Origin of the sequence: Halorubrum ezzemoulense, assembly GCF_004126515.1 — an archaeon.
GTDB classification, from domain to species: domain Archaea; phylum Halobacteriota; class Halobacteria; order Halobacteriales; family Haloferacaceae; genus Halorubrum; species Halorubrum ezzemoulense.
This window is the reverse complement of sequence record NZ_CP034941.1, coordinates 119,677-139,415: the sequence shown is the minus strand read 5'-3', so window position 1 is coordinate 139,415 and position 19,739 is coordinate 119,677. Positions and strand designations below refer to the sequence as shown.

Below are 19,739 nucleotides of genomic sequence, written 5' to 3'. Positions count from 1 at the left end.
CGACTCGCTTGAATGTCATCTAATTCTCGGTCTCAAATCATCGGTGGCGGTCTCCTAGTGACTATTTCGCCCGGCGAATTTTAGCTCTGGTGAAACTCTCGATCGGTGAGACGCGCTCGGAACCGTGCTGAATGCAGCGCGCGAGTCGATCACGAGTGAGCAGTTTCGATTAGGACACGAATGACTGTTTGAGTCTGTCCCGACGAGATGTTGGAGCTGGCGTCGCCATCGCCGAGCCGGCGTCCGTCACGCCGGTGGTCGCGCTGATCGTAACGACCGTCGTCCGGCGTGTGACGATGCCGGGCGAACCGAACCCACGCTGTGGTGCCATAGGCGACGCCTCCTCGGGACCGTCTCCGTACTCGTATTCACGACGCTGATAGCCATCACAGTCACCCTCGTTGAGTGCCTCGTTGGTCGGTATCCGGAGATAACGAACGCAAGCAGCGCGTCGCTGTCGGCGATCCGCGGATCGGTGAGGTCACTCTCTCACTGGGCGGTCTGCCCGCTTGCGGCCTGGCAGACACTGTTCGCCTACGTTGAGATTCAGTCCGGTCCACCCAACCTGAAGTTTTATTCTTCATGCCGAGGGATCCTCACTGGATGTACAAGCACGTAGCTCTACTAGTCAGACGGGATGGGCTGTCTCACGAGGAGTTCGTCCACTACTGGCAGACGAACCATAGGCCCATCGCGAGAAACATCGAAGGCGTCGTTCGGTACCAACAAGTCCTGCCAACAGATGCCGCGAACGCCGAGTTCGACGGGCTCGCAGAACTGTACTTCGAGACGCTTGACGACCTTCACGAAGCACTCGGTAGTTCCGGTTCGCGCGACTACAACCCGACAAAAGAGATCGCAGCCGAGGCCCGCGAGGACGTAGATAACTTCCTCGCGATCGACGAGCGTCCGCGTATCATCGGAGAGGAACGGGTCGTCAAAGACGAGGTTGACGGCGACACAGACGGCCTCTACAAGCACTCTGCATTCCTTGTCCGCCAGGATGGCATGACACACGCGGAGTTCATCGACCACTGGCAGAACACTCACACGCCTATCGCCAGCGAGATCGAGGGCGTCGTCAGGTACAGTCAAGTGATCCCGAGTGATCCCGAGAACGCTGAGTTCGACGGCGTCGCAGAGCTCTACTTCGAGGATCTTGATAAGCTGCACCGTGCGCTTGGAAGCGAAGGGTCCCGGGACTATGACGCCCCCGGCGGCAAGGCGAAGGAAGCCCGCGAGGACGTCGATAACTTCCTCGCCATCAACGAGCGTCCGCGGTTCATCGGGCAAGAGCGGGTCGTCACGCGCCAAGAGTGAGCCATGTTGGAGTACAATACCCAAGTTCGTGAATCCTTCCCGGAACTCGACAACATCGAGAGCGACGACTTGCGTGAGAAGGTTGTTGAGGCATGGACGCTCGGACTCAGTCGTGGCGGCTGGCGAGACATCGACGACATACCCTACGCTTGGAACATCCACGATGTAACCAACGTCGAACACGTCCGTGGTGTCACCCGGATCGCTCGTGAAACCGCCGCCGAACAGCGCGAGTTTCACGGCGCAGACCCAGACATGGACGTCATCGTCGCGGCATCGCTTCTTCACGACGTGGGAAAGTGCTACGAGTACGTCGATTTTGTTGATAATGAAAAACTCATCGAGCCAGATCCCGAGTATGCCACCCAAGAAGTGCCTCACTCGCTGTCTGGCTATGCCCTTGCACATGAAGTGGGCTGTCCGCTGGCCGTCCAGCGTGCCATCCCTCATTTTATTGGCGAAGTTCCCACGAGGACGATGGAAGCCGAACTCATCAAGAGCGCAAACTCCGCCTCATCGAACGCGATTACCCAGTCTGAGATGGGAATCACGCTTAAAGAGTGGGTTGCGGAGTACTCTCAGACCCAGGAGTAAATAGTCCCTGACATTTCAACCCGCAATTATAATGCCGATTATGTGGTGTGTTATATTATGCCAGTTCCAGGCTACGACCCCGACGATGTGGATGAAATGCTCGAATCGAAGCTCAGCGAGGCGGAAATCCGCGACCAACTGTCCGAGTGTGAGTGGCAGTCCTACCAAGACGGTGAGGAGCCGCTGGTTGACCTGCTCGGAGACGACGAAATAGACGGGATGCTCGGAAAGTAGCTTACTCCTCGCCGCCGCTTTTGTGGAGCCAGACGAGTGCCGACCCGAATACGGCCGCCGCGCCGCTCAGTACAGTGAACCCCGGGACGCTATCGCCGGTGGTGGTAGTCGCGTCGTCTTCGGAAGCGGGCGTTGAGGAGTCCGGCGTCGACCCGTCCGGTGTTGCCGTGCTGTCGTCGGGTGTGGTAGTGTTGTCGTCCGGTGTCACCGTGTCGGTCTGTCGGGCTATTTCCTGTGTCGACTCGGTAGTGGCGTCGACCTCATCGTCGCCAAAGAGCAGATCTTTGTACTTGAAGCTCTCGAACATGGAGAGTTGGTCGTCGTAGTGGGGGCCGGTCGACCCGTCCGGTGCGACGTAGCCGTCGTTACCCGGCGGGAGGATGTTCTCGGCGGTCGGGTCGTCGCTCATACGGACAAAGTGGTTCTCGGTCCCGCGGTTCATTCGCGCGGTGCTGCCCGCGGAGGTGACGCCGATGGGCATCCCGAACAGCGCGAGGTTGTTGAATGTATGAAGCGAGGCGTCGCCGCGCCAACTCGATGGGTCGCCGTCGTACTTACCGCTCAGCGACGAGACGGCGGCTTTGAACGCTGAGACGAGTTCGTCGTCGGGGCTGTCACCGACGTAGTCGACGGCGGTGTCAAGCGCTGTCTCGTCGGGGTTGAGCACGCGCATCAGCGTCCCGCGGCCGTAGTCGTAGTTCAGGAAGTACGACGCCGGACCGTAGGCGTCGCCGAAGGTCTCGGCGAAGACTTCCTGCAGGATATGCGGGAATGTCTCGTTCCAGATGGTGTAGCCAGCGGGGTACTGACCCTCGTGATGGTCGCCGTCGGCTTGTGCGAAGTGATCCCAGGACTCCAGTTCGGCCATCGCGGCCTGCTCGGTGTCGGTGAGGTCTGCCCCATCCAGGGCGTCCATCAGGTGTTGTTTGTACCGGATAGCGCGGAGGTCGGTAAAGGAGATGTCGTAGACAACGTCTTTGAGGAACTCGTAACCGACGCTGCCGGTGTTCGACAGGCGGTGCTCGACCATGTTGATGATGCGCTGGACACGGTGGTCGGTCGACCACGAGTAGCTGAGGTCGCCGTTATTCCACTCCGGCGCGGGCTTGTTGTTCCACTGTGCAGAGTAGCCCGGGTCGGGGTTGACCGCCGCGGGCACCTCTCCGTTGGCGGCTCGGAGGTAGTCGTCCTTGGTTAGTTCGTACTGGGTCCCGTCAGCCGGGAGGCGGGTGTCGAACTCGACGGATTCGGCGTCGGGGTACCGACCGAGATGGACGTACGCAATATCACCGTTGTTGTCCGCCCACATGAAGTTCAGGGCGTAGTCACACCGCTGTGACACTTCCACAAACTCCTCTGCATCCTCGGCGAACTGCTGTTCGTAATACGCCCGCCAGCAGTTCATGTGTCGCCCCCCGTAGGATTTGGTCTGGGCGATGGCCTGCTCGTTCTCGGGGTCCCACGTCGTGATGACGCCGTGGCGGGTGAAGCGGTCGGTGTAAGTCACGTCCTCGCCGTCTGTAACTTCGATGGTCTCCTCCTTGGTCTTGACCTCGTACTCCTCGCCTTGGAAAGTGTAGGTGTCCGGGCTGTCCTCGTTGACGGTAATTGACTCGTTGAACATCTGGAGGCAGTTGTCGATGCCCGCCGTCGAGGTGAACGCACCGTTGCGGTTGCGCCCGAACATGATGAACGGGTAGCCGGTGACGGTGATGCCTGCGATATCGAATTCCGGGCCATGAAGCCCCGCCTCGTACATGATAGAAGGCGTGTTGAAGCCCATCTGTGGGCCGCCCATGAGTATCGACGATCCGCTATTGGTGATGTCGCCTTGGACCGCCAGCGCGTTAGAGCCGTACTTGATAGGAAGGCCAAGTTCGTTCAGGCCGGTCGCGAGCGTCCGGACCCGCTCCATCTCGGACTCGTGGACGGCCTGTGGATCGTCGGGGATGGAGAAGGCCCCACTGGTGATGCGGTTGCTTGCCTCGACGCGCTCGCCGGTCGCACCGCGGGAGACATCGGCGGAGCTGCTGGGCGTGCTCGTGGTCGACGTTCCCGACGACATCGAGTTGTTGCGCCCAACTTCGGTGTACGGTGGCGTATAACCCGCGTCCGACTGGACAGTCGACGTCGGTGCGCCAGGGTCGTCACCCCAGTTGAGGTCCTCTAAGAGTTCCATCGCGCGCTGCTCGTCGCCGGTCTGACCGGTGAGGATGTCGACGACCGTCGCGTTCAGCGTCTCCAACTGGAACCCGCTAAAAAAGGCCATGCTCCCAACGAACATCCCGGCGGCGTCTTCCGTTGAGAACTCTTCGGGCTCGAAGCCGTTCTCTTGGAACGCTTGGTGGAACTCCATTTCGTTGCTATCCTGGACTTCCCGGATGTAGCGGTTGATTCCGTTTGTAAAGGCCTGCAAAACCTCCCGCTGGTCGGCTTTCAGCTGGTCCTGTGCCTGCGCGTCCAGCGACGGCTCCCCAGCCGTGTTGCGACGGGCCGCCTTGTCGAAGGAGACCCAGTCGTTGTCGCCCTCGCCCGCGCCGATGGCTGCGGCGACGGTGCCGTGGTAGTAGCGCTTGTACAGTTCCAACTGGTAAAGCCGGTCTTCGGCCGTCGCGTAGCCATAGCCGTAGAACACGGGAGCGCGGCTGTCGGCCTCCCGCGCGTAGATGTGCGGGACGCCGTACTCGTCGCGTTTAATCGTGACTGTGGCCTCTTCGCCGTCGGTCTGTGCGTACGCGAGTTCTGTCTGTGCGACGGCACCGATACCCGCTGCACCGGCGACCGCTGTGCCCGCTTTCAGAACGTCACGTCGTGATACGTTTTGCCAACTGCGCTGGGCATTGTTTGACATGCACTCGCATTGTTCGTAGATACATCATAAATTTTTGGCATAATTTTAATATGATTCTAATGAGAAAACCGGAGCGACAATGCGACTGACACACGGTTGAGCTGGTCGAAATCGCGATCAGGCCGCGTCGATATTGGCCTCGAGCCTTCGGCCATATCGAACATTTTGCGGGTGGGCCGGGCTTGTTTCTCACTGTGTGTCGTCACATAGTTTATGTCGTCGCTGAGCCGGTCCATCCGCTCGACCGCCTTGTCGATGAGGCTGGTCACCGCGGGGATGCCCTCAACGACGGCGACCACGTCGCTCTGTCTGTCCCGGGTCGGAACTGCCAACGCCAGCGAGTGGAGCAGGTCGGCGTCGGTCGCCGTCAATATATCGGCCTTGGCGATTGGCTTCCTCTCTTGGAGAACGGTTCCGGCCAGGGTCTGGTCTTACCACCGGTCTTGAAGACCTCATAGCCGTTCCGTCCGACGACTTCGTATTCATTGTAGTGTAGTAGGTCGACTGTGTCGCCCTTCTAGGTCGGTATCCTGCTTTCGTGGTTGATGACAGACATTGGCCCGGGATCCAACTGGACAAGCGTCGTGAACACCCATTTCCAGAACGCGTAGAGATTTATCGCGTCGCTACTCTCCGCCTCGGGTTCGATGGTCGCCGCAATATGTAATAATTCCGACTGTATGGGGAAATAGTGGGTGCTTGTCACTTACTTAGTTGTGACGACGCACGCATTCCGCTGCCGGAAAATAGACGCTCGTCCCTGATTACTTCGAGTCACAGCCCGTCGCGACCGATCATTCAGTCTTATAGACGCCGCGAGCATCAGCGACCTGTACGCCGTCAGCCGAGTACACTTCCACGTCAACGACGCCGACATCGCCGCCAAGTCGGCGGACGTCTGCCTCAGCGCGGAGGTCTCCGGTGCCAGCTTCAAGATAGTCGATACGCATATCAATGGTCGGCACCGGCTGATCAACTTTCGAGACGAGCGCAGCCCCGCCGACAGTATCTGCGAGGGTGAACGTGACGCCACCGTGCGCCATGACTTTGTCTTCGTTCCAAGAGAGTTCCTCGCGCATCTCGATGCTGCCTTCGGCATGTCCGTCGTTGATGGCAGTCAGCTCTAGACCGAGTAACTTTGCAAACGGCATGTTCTCGAAGAACGTTTCGACATCCATGTTCACCTCGTCTAACTCTCAGCCGGACGAATAAACATTGCTGCGAACCAATACCAACCGTACGGCGACGCGTTCCGGACTACAACAGGAAAAATAAACGGGATGAGCTGCCTCGGCGCGGCTGTTCTCCTAGCGTGATGGGACTCGTCTTAGGAGTCTTCAGGAAGGGCGAAACAGTGGCAGGTAGCCGAACCGATGGCCTCATCGGATAGCGGGTTGCCTTCGGCCTCGCCGTCGCGAGCGACCCAGTCGCCCGCGTCTGTGCGGCATAGTTTCACTACCGGGCGTAGCGAGGGCCTCATTTACACGGCCATCAGTTACACAAGATACGCTTCCATCTTCAGCCGGTTGAGGATGTCACTCGTGAACAGATCGCTGGTCCTCAAAGCGGTCAGAGGGAATACGACATCTGCCGGGAGCGGTGTCATCCGTGCTGTCGTTGGCGAGTCGGACTCACCCGCAGCGGTCTTGGAAGTGTGGGTGGCGAAGGTCGTGTTGTTCAGGGAATCGACGGCTGGTAGCGACTAGCCTGGCTGCGTCAGTGGTCGATGCGAGTAATCTCTTCGACGGGCCACTCGCTGAGGATCTCAACTCCGTTCTCGCGGACAACGACCATTTCCTCGACGCGAACACCTTGGCGTTCGGTGGGCTGCATGGTCTCGACGGCCATCGTCATACCCTCTTCAATTTCGATGGGGTGGTCCGGTGAGATACCGCGCCAGATGAGCGGCGTCTCGTAGAGCTGGAGGCCCAAGCCATGCGCCCAGTGGTTGGTGGTCATCTGCCAGAAGTTGTCAGCGCCGTACCAGTCCATATGTTCGCCCTCTTCGTCCGGGAAGCCCTTGCAGATCTCGTCGGAGGTCGCGCCCGGTTCGATTCGTTCAAGCACGTCGTAGAGGTCGTCGCGAGCCTTCTCGTAAGCGTCCTTCTGGGTCTGGGTCGGCTCACCCAGGCTGAAGGTGCGGTAGTAACACGAGCGGTAGCCCAGATAGCCGATGTTGTAGAAGTCCGCGTACACGAGGTCGTTCGGACGAATCACCCGGTCGGTGGTGTTGGCCTGGTGCTTCGGCCACGTGTTCGGGCCGGAGGTGACGTAGCCGCCCTGGGCCATCGCGCCGTGACGCCAGAGTTCGCCCACGGCCTCGCCCCAGACTTCCGATTCGCGCATGCCCGGCTTTGCCGTCTCGGTAATCTTCTGGAAACCGGCTTCACAGATGGCCGCGACCTGCCGGAGACACTCGATTTCGTCACGCGTCTTCACCTTGCGCGCGTCGAGCATGATCTCCGTCGCGGCCGACGTGTCGACGTCGACGCCGCGGTCCTCGAACTTCTCGATGAGCGCGCCGTTGCCCACGTCGATACCCATCGGCTCGCGGTCGACGCCGTACTCCTCCATGGCGGTGTAGACGGTTTCGGCCATCTTATGCTTGAGCCAGTCCCGCGCGGAGGCGCTCGCCGAGGCCCGCGGGACGTTCCCGAGGCCGGGACAGGCGTACCGGATGTCGTCCAGCCAGGGGCAGTTGAACTTCTGGTTCGAGGCGTGGTCGGCCGTGTCCCAGTGGACGATGTCACCGTCTTCCGTGAGGAGGGTGTAGTGGTCGGCGCCGCTGCCGCCGGTCATCGCGAGGCCGGTCACGTAGCGGACGTTCGGGTCGTTGATGAGCAGCATCGACCCGAGTTCCGACTCCTGCAGTCGCTCCAGTGCTTTCTCCTTGCGCTCGCGTCGCATCCGCTGGATGTCGATTCGCTCCTCCCAATCGACGGCCATGGTGCCACGCGTGCCTTCCATGAAGTCACGCTCGTACATCACCTCTCTGTGCACGGAGGCCCCTAATTAAACTCCGGATTTGCGCGCCACAGCTTAGTGGGTATGGTCCCACGCCACAGACGCATGGTCGACGACACCCACGTACGGACGGTCGCGGACCGGCTCGGGCTGGACCTGACGGAGGAGGAGCGAGCCCAGTACGCCGAGGCGGCACGGGGCATGGATGCGCAGTACGACAGTCTCCCCGCCGAAACCCCGACGGCGACGGCGGCGACGGACGTCGAGGCGGGGACCGACGGGCACAACGCCGTCAGGTACCGCTTCGACCTGCCCGAGACCGACGGGCCGCTCGCGGACCTCGAACTCGGCGTAAAAGACAACCTCGCCGTCGCGGGCGTGCCGATGCACTGTGGCTCGGCGGCCCTCGAGTTCACCCCGGAGTACCACGCGACGGTCGTCGACCGACTTCACGAGGCCGGGGCCGACGTGACCGCGACGACGAACATGGACGAGTTCGCCTACTTCACGACCGGGGAGACGTGTGCGTTCGACCCCATCGAGAATCCCGGAGCCGAGGGCGTGGTCCCTGGCGGCTCCTCCAGCGGGAGCGGGGCAGCCGTCGCTGCCGGGCTGCTGGACGCGGCGCTTGGCAGCGACACCGGCGGCAGCGTCCGCATCCCCGCGTCGTTCTGTGGCGTCGTCGGCCTCAAGCCGATCCACCGGCTCGTCCCGCGGTTTGGCTTTGCCGACCTCGCCCCGTCGCTGGACTGCGTCGGTCCGCTGGCCGCGGACGTGGAAACGGCCGCCCGCGTCCACGACACCATCGCCGGTCCGCATCCGCGCGACCCCTCCTCGATGGGCGGCCCGGCGCCGCCAGCCGCGGCCGACGGGCTCGAGGAGTCGGTCGACGGCCTCAGCGTCGGGGTCATCGAGCCCGCGATGGCGGGGTCCGACGAGGCGGTCGCGTCGGCAGTCGAGGACGCCGTCGACGCGCTGGGCGGACAAGGTGTGAGCGCCGAGTCGGTTTCCCTGCCGCAGTTCGAGACGGCCACGCTCGCGGGACTGGTCGTCGCGGGCGCGGAGTTCGCCGCGCTCGCGCTCGCCGACGGCCAGCTGGTCGGGACCGGTACCGGCCACAGCGAACCGTGGCGCACCGCCGTCCGGGAGGCGGTCCGGTCGCCGGACCTCGGGGCGAACGTCCGCGAGCAGATACTGACCAACGGCGCGCTCGCCGAGGACGGGCTCGACCACTACGTCGCCGCGCAGACCCTCGGGGCGGAGTTCACCGCCGTCGTCGACGAGGCGCTGGGCAGCTACGACGCGCTGGTCGCGCCGACGACGCCGATGACCGCCCCCGAATTCGGCGAGATAACGAGCGACGAGGACTTCGCCCGGACCGTCGCCAACACCGTCCCGTTCAACCTCACCGGCCACCCGGCGCTGTCGGTCCCGATAGAGACCGCCGACGGCGAGCCGGTCGGCCTGGAGTTCGTCGGCGCCCGGCGCGACGAGGCGACGCTGGTCGCGCTCGGGGCGGCGCTCGAAACCGCGGCAGGGAGCTGACTTACCGGCCCCGACGACCTGTCGAAAACGAAGCAGTGCTACTCGGTCAGGAGAGCCGACGCTTTCTCGCCGATGGCGATGGAGGGGGCGTTCGTGTTGCCACCCACGATATCGGGCATGATTGACGCGTCGGCGACGCGGAGCCCCTCGACGCCGTGGACCCGCAGTTCGTCGTCGACGACGGCCATGTCGTCGTCGCCCATCCTGCAGGTCCCGACGGGGTGGTACACCGTCGAGGCGTGTTCGCGGACGAACTCGCGGAGTCCCGACTCGCTCGTGACCTCGGGGCCGGGGTGGACCTCCGCGCCACAGAACTCGTCGACCGGGTCGGTATCGGCGACGTCGCGTGCGAGTTTGATGCCCTCGACCAGGGGGTCGATGTCTCCGTCGGCGCCGAGGTAGTTCGGGTCGATGACGGGCGAGTGATAGGGGTCGTCCGACGCCAGCCGGACCTCGCCGGTGCTGTCGGGGCGAATCTGGGTGGGAATGATGGTGAAGAAGCTCCGGTCGTCATCCGGCGGCGTCAGTCCGTGTTCGAGCAGGTACACCGGCGCGTTGTGGAACTGCAGGTCCGGCGCTGGCTCGTCCTCGTCGAGGTGGACGAAACAGCCCGATTCGACGACGTTCGAACTCGGGGCTGGCGCTTCCGGGCCGCCGGTCTGCTCGTAGACGACACCCACTTTGAGGTGGTCCTGCAGGTTCTTGCCGACACCGGGGAGGTCGACCCGAACGTCGATGCCGTGTTCTTCGAGGTGGGCTGCCGGCCCGATTCCCGAGAGCAAGAGCAGTTGCGGGGAGTTGATTGCACCGGCCGAGAGGACGATTTCCGAGCCCGCCTCGGCCGTGTGTTCCGTCCCGTCCTGTTCGTAGCGGACACCGGTCGCGCGGTCGCCGTCGAACGTGATGTCGGTGACCTGTGCCCCGGTTTCGACGGTGAGGTTCGACCGGTCGAGCGCCGGTTTGATGTAGGCGGCGGCGCTGCTGCAGCGCTTGCCATCCCGCTGTGTGACGTGGTAGAAGCCGCTGCCAGCCAGTCGTTCGCCGTTGAAATCGGGGTTGTGTTCGATGCCAGCCTCCGCCATTCCCTCGACCAGTGCCTCCGAGACCGGGTGGGTGTCTTCGAGGGTGGTCACGTTCAACGGGCCGCCCTCGCCGTGGAAGTCGCCATCCCCCGGTTCGAAGTGCTCGGCGCGTTTGAAGTGGTCGAGCATCGCCTCGTAGCTCCAGCCGTCGTTCCCGAGGTCGGCCCAGTGGTCGTAGTCCCAGGGATGCCCACGGATGTAAATCATCGCGTTGAGTGAACTCGACCCGCCGAGTGTCTTCCCGCGCGGGTGGTACAGCTTCCGGTCGTGCAGTTCCGGTTGTGGCTCGGTGTAGTAGTCCCAGTCGACTGCTGTCCGGTACAGTTCCGGGAAAAGCGGCGGTGTGTGAATCTCCTCTTTGTCGTCAGGCTGGCCAGCTTCAAGCAACAGGACATCTCTGTCACTATCCTCGGTCAGACGGTGGGCGAGCGCACAGCCAGCGGAGCCAGCGCCGACAACGACGAAGTCGTGTGCTGTGATAGTGTTGCTCATGGTATGCTACAGCTAGCCAGTATATGCAAGACAGTATAATATTAATCCCTGCTTCAGCATTAGAGTATACTCCACGCTGGCGGAGCAGACAGGCCGTCGGCGGTCCGGGCAAAGAGTATAGATGTCCGGGTGCGCAATCGGACGGCGATGACACACGAGACGCCGATTCGCGTCGACCACACCGGTATCGCCGTCGACTCTATTTCCGACGCCGAGAGCGTCCTCTTTGCCTTCGGCTGTCGGAAGCTCATCGAAGAATCGGTCGAGGGGCGGTTCCGGTGGGCCCAATACGACTTCGGCCGGAATGCCTCGCGGCTGGAACTCATCGCGCCGGAGGCCGAGGACACCTTCCTGACCGACTACCTCGACGAGCACGGCCCCGGACTGCACCACGTCACGCTGGAGGTGGCCGACATCGACGCCGTCGCCACGGCAATCGAGGCCGCTGGACTCGACGTCGTCGAGTACCGGGAGTACGACGACTGGACGGAGGCGTTCGTGCCGCCGTCGAACCCGACCGGCGCGCTCTTTCAGCTGTTCGAATACCACGAAGGCTACGACGAGGGGCGGCCAGCGGCGGAGAAACTCTACGTCGATGGAACGCGTCTCGGCGAGAGATAGCTGCGCTGTCTCGCGTTCTCAGACCGGGTCGAGACCGTTCTCCTCGCGCAGCGTGTTGATGTAGGAACGGAAGCCGGTTTCGAGGTCGTACTCGACTTCGTAGCCCAAATCCTCCTGTGCGGCGGTCATATCGAGGTTCTGCGTCCAGGGAAGCTCGCCCTCGTCGGATACCTCGAGTTCGGCGTCGGGGATGATCTGACGGACAGTGTCGGCCGCCTCCTGGATTGTCGCGAGGACGCCACGGACGTTGTAGACGCGCTGGCCGAGCGCGGATTCGTCGACGAAGGTTGCCTTGCGGAACGCCTGTGCGATGTCACGAGCGTGCTGCCAGTCGATAACCTGGTCGCCGTACTCGACACTGAAAGACTCGCCGAGTGCGGGCTTCTCGATGATGTCGGCGAGAAACGCGGAACCGCCAGTCTCGCGGTACGGCCCGTACGCGACGGTCGGACGCAACGCGACGTGGTCGACATCGTAGTCCTCGTGGTAGACGCGGGCCTGATGTTCGTTGTACTCCTTGGTCGCGCCGTAGAGGGTGTCGGGATAGACCAGTTCGTCTTCGGAAACATACTCTGCGTCGTAGTTGTGTGGAGGAGCATACACCGCGGCGCTGGACGCCCAGGTGACCCGTTCGACTTGGTCGTCGAGAGTCCGCGCAGCCTCGAAGACGGCGTTCGTTCCCTGAATATTCACGTCAAGTGCCGCACGCGGGTTATCGCGTGCGCTGTTCGTAAGCAGGGCCGCGAGATGAACGATGTGAGTCGCGCCCGTTTGTTTGACTGCACGCACCACGTCGGTTGGCTCGGAGACGTCGCCGCGACGAATCTCCACATCGGTGGCGACACCGAGCTTCGAAAGGATTCGGTCGTCCGTCGAAAGGTCATACGCGACAACGTCGTGACCTGCATCGACAAGATCCTCGACCACGTAAGAACCGAGGAAGCCGGTTCCGCCGGTAACGAGTACTGTATTGTTTGCCATCGTTGTGTGAAAACTGTACACGGAGGGAAATAAAAAAGGTTGTTATCGGCTGGATTCGATACCGATTCACCCACTAGCAGCCGTTTTACAGACCCGTCGACATTACGTGAACCTCAGCGGAACCCCTCGGTTTTGGCGACTCATCGGCGTTTGAGGTATCGCAGACGATCACGACACGGTTGGTCGCGAGACGCGTCACATGTCCGGGCACGGGGAACGAGGGGTTCAACGTTGAAGACGAGGACGCTCATTCGGGCGAACGGTGGGTTTGAGCGCGTCAGGGTGCTAGGTGACGTCGTCGACAAACGGCTCGGTCATGCTGAGGGGTGATTGCTCACTTCCCTTACCTTCTCGCGAAGCCTGAAACTCGGTTGAGGTCGCGAAAGCGGCCGACGACGCAACACCACACTCCCGTCTGAGGATGCTCGGCCAATGCGTCTCTCTCGGAAGACGCATTCGTCGAAATCGAAGTTGAACTCCCGGCCGATAGCTGACCGTTACTCGTGGAGACCGCCGACAGACTCGTAGAAGGAAGATTGTAGCGACCTGACCATCTCCTCGTCGCGGTCAATCCGCACGTCAATTATGAAGGGCACGTCGGCGCTAGTTCCCTGCGCGAGTGCGTCAGCTAGTCCGTCAGGTGTAACGACCTGAGTCGCCCGTGCGCCAAAGGCTTCGGCAATCTTCGTAAAGTCGGTATCGTGGAACTCAACGCCAGCAATGTCATCATTCTCGTGTTGCATTTGACGGACCATCCCGAGACTGGTGTCGTTGAGCACGACAAGCGTGGGGGAGACGCCGTGGTCGACGGCAGTCTCAACGCTGGTCATCGTCATCGCGAAGCCGCCGTCACCCGCGACAGCAATGACGTCCTTATCCGTCGTAATCGCAGCGGAGACCGCAGCAGGGGTTGCCCACCCCATCGCGCCGACGCCGCCACTGCCGAAGTAGGTCCGCGTGGCTGGTGTTTGGAGATAGTTCAGTAGCCAGAAGCGGTTGTTTCCAGAGTCTGCAGTCACAATGGTGTCCTCGTCAACGACGGCCTCTATCTCTTTGACTGCGCGCTGAGGCTTGATCGGTGACGCGTCGGATTCACAGCAGGGGTCGTAGAAGGACTCTTTGGCGCTCGCAGCGCGGCCGTGTGCCCACTCGTTACCAATGCCGCGGGGGAGCGTTTCAGCTACGTCAGCAAGGCTCTGTGCGGCGTCGCCGATAAGCGCTACGTCGGCAGGGTAGACCCAGCCAGCGTTGCGCGTGTCGATGTCGGCATGAATGATGGTCTGCTCGTCGGGACGGATGAAATCCGGTGCCTGCCAGTTGGTGTCCATAGGGTTCATCCGACAGCCCGCGATGAAGAGCACGTCAGCCTCGCTGACAACCTGATTAGCGCCCTCATGGCCGAACGATCCGATAACACCCGCCGCTAGTTCGTGAGTTTCGGGGAACGTCGACTTACCGAGATAGGAAGTGACGACGGCAGCGTCAGCAGCTTCTGCGAGGGTCTGGAGTTCGTCGTAGGCGGCGGCGGCATGGACTCCGTTTCCTGAAACGATGACCGGCCGTTCGGCCGCAGCGAGTGCGTCGACGGCGGTCGCTACGTCCGCTCTGTCGGGCCGGGATTCCCAGTTTCGGGCTTGGTCGTGCCCGTCCCAGACGGGCGGCGTGGGGTCTTCTGGCATCTCCTCGGTAACCGCATCGCCGTCAAGGATGACGGCAGTCGGTCCCGGGCGTCCCGCAGTGGCGTGTTTGAACGCGAGCTGGAGACTGCGGACGGTTTCGGTCGGCGAGCGCGGGAACCAGTTCTCTTTGGTGTATGCATTGAGCGCGGCGGGCAGGTCGATTCCGCCGTAATCCCCGCGAGATTGCTGGTAGGGTGCAAGCGTCGAGTACTCTCCACGCTCGCTCGCTTCGGTAATGGTAACCATCGGTGAGGAAGCGAGATACCCCTCCATCTGCCCGACGGCTCCGAGGCTACCGATCCAGGGCCCTTGCCCGGTGAGCACGCCTGGTTGGCCGGTCAAACGACCACGCATCTCGGCCATAACGCTGGCCTCGCGTTCGTCTCGGGGGCGGACCATTGTGATCTCGTAATCCGGGACGTGATCGAGAATCTCGATAACGCGGCCACCGGGGTAGCCGAAGATGTACTCAACGCCCTGTTCTTCCAGCTCTGCGACGAGGCGCTCGCCCACTTCAGTCATACTGTTCGCCCAACTGCACTGTTTCTTCGACGATGAGACGAGGCCCAGCTTCGAGATCGATGAACTCCGCGGCGTCGCTTTGAACCGTTTTCCCGATGTCCGAGTCGAAGGTCTCCCCCAACGTGGCCATGTCTTCAAAGTGCAGTTCGAGTACTCCATCGAACTCGGCGTTCTCGGGTCGGGTGGGGACCGACGTGACATACCGTGTGAGTCCTGGTAGGTCCTTCGCGATCTCTGCATGTTCACCCTGCCAGCGTTCAGCGAACTCCTCGTGTGTGACTCCGTCCTTGCGGACGAGTAGGTCGACTATTTTTGGCATACGTTGTTGTTATCTTATTCGTGTGACTTCTGTCTATCGGTTATTCGTTCTTCAATTGATCAGTGGTTTTGCTGCCAATCCGTCCAAGTTTGTCTCGTGAAGCGTTCGGCTCTTTCGAACCAAACCTTTGTAAAGAGCTCGTCCGTAGCTAGGTGTATGACAATGCCAAACAATACTAACAGGCCGGTCGAGACCGTTGAGCGCGCGATAGAGATAATTGAGTATCTGAAGCAGAACGAGTCAGCGCCTGCCTCCGAAATCACCGACCACCTCGGCTGTGCAAAGAGCACGGCACACAGGCACCTCAAAACCCTCGAAGCAAACAGTTTCGTTATCGAGGAAGAAGACGAGTATCGGTTAGGTCTCCGGTTCCTTGACTACGGAACCGTCGCACGCGATAGGTACACACTTTACCAAGAGGCAAAGCCGAAGGTCGACAACTTGGCTGCCGAGACGGAAGAAAAAATTTGGTGTGCCGTCGAAGAGCACGGTCGAAGCATCCATATTTACGGGGCGCAGGGAAAACGCTCAGTCCAGACGTACGCCCATGTCGGTCACCGGAACTACCTCCATCAACACGCGGCGGGTAAAGCGATCCTAGCCAACCTTCCGGACGAAAACATCGAACATGTTATCGACCGCTACGGACTTCCCGCCCGGACGCCAAACACAATCACTGACAGGGACGAGCTATGGGAGGAAATCGAGTCAATACGGGAGCGGGGCTACGCGTTTAATCTGGAGGAGTCTGTTGAGGGACTGCACGCACTCGGAGCACCCATCACCGACGAGAACGACGCTGCAATCGGCGCAATCAGTATTTCAGGTCCAGCGACTCGTCTCGAAGGTTCATTGCTCAGGGACCAACTCCCAGGACTCTTACTCGGTACAGTCAACGAGATCACAATCAATCTGGCACACGTCTGATCCGGTTACTCGGTAGAAACTGCTCCTCTGTATGCCAGTTCCTGTTACTACTCCGAAAGTACAAGCAGAATAGTTCAAATCACGAGGTCATTATTTCGAGTCTTTCCGCCTGTATGCTGTGCTATTTCGTTACACGGCCTGTTCATTCTGGTCCAACGGCTTGACAGACATTGAGCCGTACGCCCTAACGGTGCCTGGACAAAATCATGCGTCTTATGAGCAAAGGTACCGATATCTAGTATGTTGAGAGGGTGTCATAGAAGAGTTCTCACACCGTGATGATCGTACTTCCCGGATTGTCTCCGCGTTCGTAGTTGGTGATAGCAATGACGAGGCGAAGGCACAGCGCAAGAAACACCTGCGCTCGTGCGTGGACGCGGCCTCGGGCGTGCGTTCGCCCGAGGCCGCAGTCCTTCACTGATTCGTTGGTTCGTTCGACTCCAGTACGGCGGTTGTACGTCTCGTCCAACGTGGACTGCTTCAGCTGAACTTCCTCGCTGTGTTGGTCGATGCGGTCTTCGACCCTGTACTCGATGTCTTTCGGGTCGTCAGTGTTTCGAGCGTTGTATGGAGCGACTGGCACGACTCCTGCGGCCAGCAGGTGGTCGTGCCAGTCGAGCGTGTCGTAGGCGCTGTCACCGACCATCCAGATCGGCTTGGCGACGGCGAGCGCGTCACGCGTGACGCGCATCGCCGTCTCCTCTGGCGCTTGCTTACTCTCGGTGAACTCGGCTGCAATCGGGATCTTTTGTCCGGTCGAGACGATCGTGCAACCGTAGCCGTAGTAGTACTCGTCGTCGGTTGGATCGTAGCACTTCGACGCGTCTTGATCGGCGGGCATCGCCCTCACGTCGGTTGAATCGATACAGTAGGTCAAGTCGAGCAGGCCGCCCGGCGCGGCCTGCTCGACGAGTCGGTCAAAGACTTCGTCAACGACGTGTTCGAGGTCGGTGAGAAAGCGATCGACCGCGTCTCTCGACGGCGGTCGATCGAACCCACAGCTAAGCCAAACGACCGTGTTCCGAAGCTCTCGCTCAACGGGACGAATGCCGTAGATGTCGTGGTAGTAGCAATGGAGGAAGCCACGCATCAGCTCTGGTGGTTCGTGATCTCGTGTTCGCCCCGTCTCCGCCGGGGCGAACACGTCGAACTCTTCGAGAAACTCGAAGGAGAGATGCTCAAACAACGCTAGCGTCTCGGTTTCCGCGACATTGAAGAACGATTCTACCGAAGGATCATCTTGCAGGGTCGCTGAACTCATCCACCTCAGCGTTCTCCCTGCTCTTTGGTGTGCTACTCGTTCTATGACACCCTCTGTTGAATCAAAAGTAGTGGCACCGTGACGAGTACCTCAAAAACATTCGTTCGAATAAATAGAACTTGTGCCACTGTGCGGGATCGATCGGCCAACCAATACGAAAAGAGCGGACCGTAACGAAATCCATTACATTTGTATGGTTGTAATGGATGCGGGATGTTAATACGATACCGGCCGTCGCAGCAAGAGTCGCCACGCCGTGTGGCGTGATTTCAGGAGATTCATTCCGACATATCAACACTGAGACCGATGAATATGATATTTAGAGCGTCTCTAACAGTGGATTTGATGAGAGTGAACAACAGTTTCAGGGAATCGTGGCTGTGAACTCCGTATCTTGAAGAAGATGCTGCCTAGAACTCGCCCCAAGGCTGATCAGAGTCCAGCTAGTACGCTAACCGTCTGTTGTTCACATTAAATAAAGATCAATACGTTCGGGTAGCTAGAACAAAGATATAGGGACGAAAAGCCCGAAAACCGTTGTACAGTCGGCTTCGCTACGTCAACAAGCACAAAATTTGCTGTTCGACACTGTAGAACAACTGTGCCACCTAACACCGCGAGATAGTCAACCGCTGGGCCACTCGGGGTCGCGGTCCTCGAAGAACGCGTCGATGCCCTCGCTCTTGTCGCCGGTGGCGAACAGTTGTGCGAAGAGTTCTGCTTCGTACTCGATGCCTGTCTCAAGATCCATCCGGGACGCAGCCTTGACAGATTTCTTAGCGAATTCGAGCGCGACAGGGCTTTTTTCTGCTATAGCGGCGGCGAGGTCGTACACCCGGTCGTCGAAGTCGTCGTCGCCGTAGACTTCGTCTACGAGGCCGATGTCAGCAGCTTCCTCGGCGTCAATGAGTTTACCCGTGAGGATGAGTCGCATCGCGTGGCCCTCACCGACCAGTCGTGGAAGCCGTTGGGTTCCGCCGCCGCCTGGCATGATGCCGAGGTTGATTTCGGGCTGACCGATTTTCGCGTCCTCGTGTGCGATGCGGAGATCACACGCCTGAATCAGTTCACAGCCACCGCCGAGCGCGTGCCCGTTGATACGGGCGATGACCGGCATCGGGCAATCGTCGACGCACTCGTAGACCCGCGGTCGCTTGCTGGCTTCACGCTGTTCAAGTGCGTTTCGTTCGCGGAGTTCATTCACGTCGGCGCCGGCAACGAACGCGCCAGAATCTTTAGCTCCTGTCAAGACAAGCGCGCGAAGATCGCTGTCCGGAACCTCCTCGAGCACCTGCTTGAGCTCCTGCCGGAGTTGTGCGTTAAGCGCGTTTCGTGCGTCAGGCCGATACAATTCGATGGTCGCGACCTTCTCGACACGGTCACCCATGCTGACGTTGACTGTCTCGCAGTCGGCGGCGGTCTCCTCGATAGACATTACGAGTCACCCCAGTCACCACTCGTGCCGACGACTTCGCCGTCTTCCCAGATATAAAACCCTTCGCCGGACTTCTTGCCGAGCTTCCCTGCACGAACCTTTCGTTTGAGAATCTGTGGTGGTTTAAATCGTTCACCCAACTCCTTACGGAGGTACTCCAGAATATCGAGTCGCACGTCTAGACCGACCACGTCGCCGAGTTCAATCGGACCCAGCGGGTGATTATAACCAAGTTCCATCGCCGTATCGATATCCTCCGGTGAGGCGACGCCCTGTTCAACCATCCGCATCGACTCCACACCGAGCGCAACGCCGAGGCGAGAAGAAGCAAAGCCCGGAGAATCCATCACTTCGATGGGCGTCTTCTCGATCCCTTCCACGAACTGGCGAGCGCGCTCAACCGTCTCGTCGCTCGACTGCTCTGCAGTGACGATTTCGACCAGTTTCATAATGTGGACCGGATTAAAAAAGTGTAACCCGACTGCCCGGCTGGGATGGTCAAGAGCGCTGGCAATTTCAGTCAATGACAGCGACGACGTGTTTGATGCGATGATCGTGTCGGGGGCGACGTGTGACTCGACATCTGTCACCGTATCGTGTTTAACCCCCATCTCCTCGGGCACTGCTTCGATGACGATGTCTGCGTCGGTTACGGCCGACTCGAGCGATGTGGTGCCTGAGAGGCGGTCAAGCGTCGCATCTGCTTCGTTTTGTGTTACTTTGTCCCGTTCGATACCTTCCTCAAGATTCGATTCGATGGCGGTCAGACCGTCTGCGACAAGTTCCTCGTCGATGTCGCGGACCTGGACGTCGTGGCCGGCCATGGCCGACACCTGGGCGATGCCGTGGCCCATAGTACCGGCTCCGAGTACGGCTACTTGCATCATTTACAGCGACAGTACCGAAGAATAA

At 60.4% G+C, this 19,739-nt stretch carries 17 protein-coding genes; 6 read left to right on the top strand and 11 right to left on the bottom strand.

Annotated elements, in window-relative coordinates; all coding sequences use genetic code 11:
• The first annotated feature begins 603 nt into the window (after window positions 1-603).
• The 3 genes from EO776_RS16290 to EO776_RS19120 are packed head-to-tail and all read left to right on the top strand — an operon-like array spanning window position 604 to window position 2,148.
• Window positions 604-1,320 carry an EthD domain-containing protein gene (locus EO776_RS16290; protein ID WP_094520145.1) on the top strand — a complete coding sequence of 239 codons (717 nt, stop codon included), beginning with the start codon at window positions 604-606 and terminating at the stop codon, window positions 1,318-1,320.
• A 3-nt stretch (window positions 1,321-1,323) separates the two neighbouring features.
• Window positions 1,324-1,914, top strand: coding sequence for an HD domain-containing protein (locus EO776_RS16285; protein ID WP_121600873.1), 591 nt, complete (start codon window positions 1,324-1,326; stop codon window positions 1,912-1,914).
• Window positions 1,915-1,971: 57 nt separating this feature from the next.
• Window positions 1,972-2,148 carry a hypothetical protein gene (locus EO776_RS19120; protein WP_176455006.1) on the top strand — a complete coding sequence of 59 codons (177 nt, stop codon included), beginning with the start codon at window positions 1,972-1,974 and terminating at the stop codon, window positions 2,146-2,148.
• 1 nt (window position 2,149) lies between these two features.
• Here EO776_RS19120 and EO776_RS16280 read toward each other — a convergent pair whose 3' ends face one another.
• The 4 genes from EO776_RS16280 to EO776_RS16265 form a co-directional block, all read right to left on the bottom strand.
• Window positions 2,150-4,999 carry a penicillin acylase family protein gene (locus tag EO776_RS16280; RefSeq protein WP_129452577.1) on the bottom strand — a complete coding sequence of 950 codons (2,850 nt, stop codon included), beginning with the start codon at window positions 4,997-4,999 and terminating at the stop codon, window positions 2,150-2,152.
• A 56-nt stretch (window positions 5,000-5,055) separates the two neighbouring features.
• Window positions 5,056-5,370, bottom strand: a complete 315-nt coding sequence (locus tag EO776_RS16275; RefSeq protein WP_094520147.1) for a hypothetical protein — start codon at window positions 5,368-5,370, stop codon at window positions 5,056-5,058.
• 423 nt (window positions 5,371-5,793) lie between these two features.
• Complete coding sequence (locus tag EO776_RS16270; RefSeq protein ID WP_094520169.1) at window positions 5,794-6,177, bottom strand: PaaI family thioesterase; 384 nt, start codon at window positions 6,175-6,177, stop codon at window positions 5,794-5,796.
• Between the two features lie 538 nt (window positions 6,178-6,715).
• Window positions 6,716-7,984 carry a M24 family metallopeptidase gene (locus tag EO776_RS16265; RefSeq protein WP_094520148.1) on the bottom strand — a complete coding sequence of 423 codons (1,269 nt, stop codon included), beginning with the start codon at window positions 7,982-7,984 and terminating at the stop codon, window positions 6,716-6,718.
• 84 nt (window positions 7,985-8,068) lie between these two features.
• On the opposite strand from EO776_RS16265, the gene EO776_RS16260 reads away from it, so the two are divergent.
• Window positions 8,069-9,508: an amidase gene (locus EO776_RS16260; RefSeq protein WP_176455007.1), complete on the top strand. Its 1,440-nt coding sequence runs from the start codon at window positions 8,069-8,071 to the stop codon at window positions 9,506-9,508.
• Between the two features lie 38 nt (window positions 9,509-9,546).
• On the opposite strand, the gene EO776_RS16255 is transcribed toward EO776_RS16260, so the two are convergent.
• Window positions 9,547-11,082, bottom strand: coding sequence for a GMC family oxidoreductase (locus EO776_RS16255; protein ID WP_094520150.1), 1,536 nt, complete (start codon window positions 11,080-11,082; stop codon window positions 9,547-9,549).
• Between the two features lie 147 nt (window positions 11,083-11,229).
• On the opposite strand from EO776_RS16255, the gene EO776_RS16250 reads away from it, so the two are divergent.
• Window positions 11,230-11,703, top strand: coding sequence for a VOC family protein (locus EO776_RS16250; protein WP_094520151.1), 474 nt, complete (start codon window positions 11,230-11,232; stop codon window positions 11,701-11,703).
• Between the two features lie 18 nt (window positions 11,704-11,721).
• Here the strand turns inward: EO776_RS16250 and EO776_RS16245 are convergent, their stop codons facing one another.
• The 3 genes from EO776_RS16245 to EO776_RS16235 form a co-directional block, all read right to left on the bottom strand.
• Window positions 11,722-12,684, bottom strand: coding sequence for an NAD-dependent epimerase/dehydratase family protein (locus tag EO776_RS16245; RefSeq protein WP_094520152.1), 963 nt, complete (start codon window positions 12,682-12,684; stop codon window positions 11,722-11,724).
• 497 nt (window positions 12,685-13,181) lie between these two features.
• Entirely contained in the window at window positions 13,182-14,885 is a 1,704-nt protein-coding gene (locus EO776_RS16240; RefSeq protein ID WP_094520153.1) for a thiamine pyrophosphate-binding protein, read from the bottom strand.
• A complete protein-coding gene (locus EO776_RS16235) occupies window positions 14,878-15,204 on the bottom strand; it encodes an EthD family reductase (RefSeq protein WP_094520154.1) in 327 nt (108 codons plus the stop codon). The genes EO776_RS16240 and EO776_RS16235 overlap by 8 nt, the downstream gene beginning before the upstream one ends.
• A 162-nt stretch (window positions 15,205-15,366) precedes the next feature.
• Between EO776_RS16235 and EO776_RS16230 the strand changes: the two genes are divergently transcribed.
• A complete protein-coding gene (locus EO776_RS16230) occupies window positions 15,367-16,131 on the top strand; it encodes an IclR family transcriptional regulator (RefSeq protein ID WP_094520170.1) in 765 nt (254 codons plus the stop codon).
• Window positions 16,132-16,399: 268 nt separating this feature from the next.
• Here EO776_RS16230 and EO776_RS16225 read toward each other — a convergent pair whose 3' ends face one another.
• The 3 genes from EO776_RS16225 to EO776_RS16215 all read right to left on the bottom strand — a co-directional run bounded on the left by EO776_RS16225 (window position 16,400) and on the right by EO776_RS16215 (window position 19,711).
• Window positions 16,400-17,392, bottom strand: a complete 993-nt coding sequence (locus EO776_RS16225) for a transposase (protein WP_129452576.1) — start codon at window positions 17,390-17,392, stop codon at window positions 16,400-16,402.
• Window positions 17,393-18,017: 625 nt separating this feature from the next.
• The gene (locus tag EO776_RS16220) at window positions 18,018-18,827 is read right to left on the bottom strand and encodes an enoyl-CoA hydratase/isomerase family protein (RefSeq protein ID WP_129452575.1); all 810 of its coding nucleotides are present in this window, start codon (window positions 18,825-18,827) and stop codon (window positions 18,018-18,020) included.
• A complete protein-coding gene (locus EO776_RS16215; RefSeq protein ID WP_094520171.1) occupies window positions 18,827-19,711 on the bottom strand; it encodes a 3-hydroxyacyl-CoA dehydrogenase family protein in 885 nt (294 codons plus the stop codon). The genes EO776_RS16220 and EO776_RS16215 overlap by 1 nt, the downstream gene beginning before the upstream one ends.
• Window positions 19,712-19,739: the final 28 nt, after the last annotated feature.

Bases quoted from the DNA above. Each gene is read 5' to 3' on its own strand.
- EO776_RS16250 (WP_094520151.1), top strand. From the start codon at position 11,230: ATGACACACGAGACGCCGATTCGCGTCGACCACACCGGTATCGCCGTC.
- EO776_RS19120 (WP_176455006.1), top strand. From the start codon at position 1,972: ATGCCAGTTCCAGGCTACGACCCCGACGATGTGGATGAAATGCTCGAA.
- EO776_RS16245 (WP_094520152.1), bottom strand. From the start codon at position 12,684: ATGGCAAACAATACAGTACTCGTTACCGGCGGAACCGGCTTCCTCGGT.
- EO776_RS16235 (WP_094520154.1), bottom strand. From the start codon at position 15,204: ATGCCAAAAATAGTCGACCTACTCGTCCGCAAGGACGGAGTCACACAC.
- EO776_RS16260 (WP_176455007.1), top strand. From the start codon at position 8,069: ATGGTCGACGACACCCACGTACGGACGGTCGCGGACCGGCTCGGGCTG.
- EO776_RS16265 (WP_094520148.1), bottom strand. From the start codon at position 7,984: ATGTACGAGCGTGACTTCATGGAAGGCACGCGTGGCACCATGGCCGTC.
- EO776_RS16225 (WP_129452576.1), bottom strand. From the start codon at position 17,392: ATGAGTTCAGCGACCCTGCAAGATGATCCTTCGGTAGAATCGTTCTTC.
- EO776_RS16240 (WP_094520153.1), bottom strand. From the start codon at position 14,885: ATGACTGAAGTGGGCGAGCGCCTCGTCGCAGAGCTGGAAGAACAGGGC.
- EO776_RS16285 (WP_121600873.1), top strand. From the start codon at position 1,324: ATGTTGGAGTACAATACCCAAGTTCGTGAATCCTTCCCGGAACTCGAC.
- EO776_RS16255 (WP_094520150.1), bottom strand. From the start codon at position 11,082: ATGAGCAACACTATCACAGCACACGACTTCGTCGTTGTCGGCGCTGGC.
- EO776_RS16270 (WP_094520169.1), bottom strand. From the start codon at position 6,177: ATGGATGTCGAAACGTTCTTCGAGAACATGCCGTTTGCAAAGTTACTC.
- EO776_RS16215 (WP_094520171.1), bottom strand. From the start codon at position 19,711: ATGCAAGTAGCCGTACTCGGAGCCGGTACTATGGGCCACGGCATCGCC.
- EO776_RS16280 (WP_129452577.1), bottom strand. From the start codon at position 4,999: ATGTCAAACAATGCCCAGCGCAGTTGGCAAAACGTATCACGACGTGAC.
- EO776_RS16220 (WP_129452575.1), bottom strand. From the start codon at position 18,827: ATGTCTATCGAGGAGACCGCCGCCGACTGCGAGACAGTCAACGTCAGC.
- EO776_RS16290 (WP_094520145.1), top strand. From the start codon at position 604: ATGTACAAGCACGTAGCTCTACTAGTCAGACGGGATGGGCTGTCTCAC.
- EO776_RS16230 (WP_094520170.1), top strand. From the start codon at position 15,367: ATGCCAAACAATACTAACAGGCCGGTCGAGACCGTTGAGCGCGCGATA.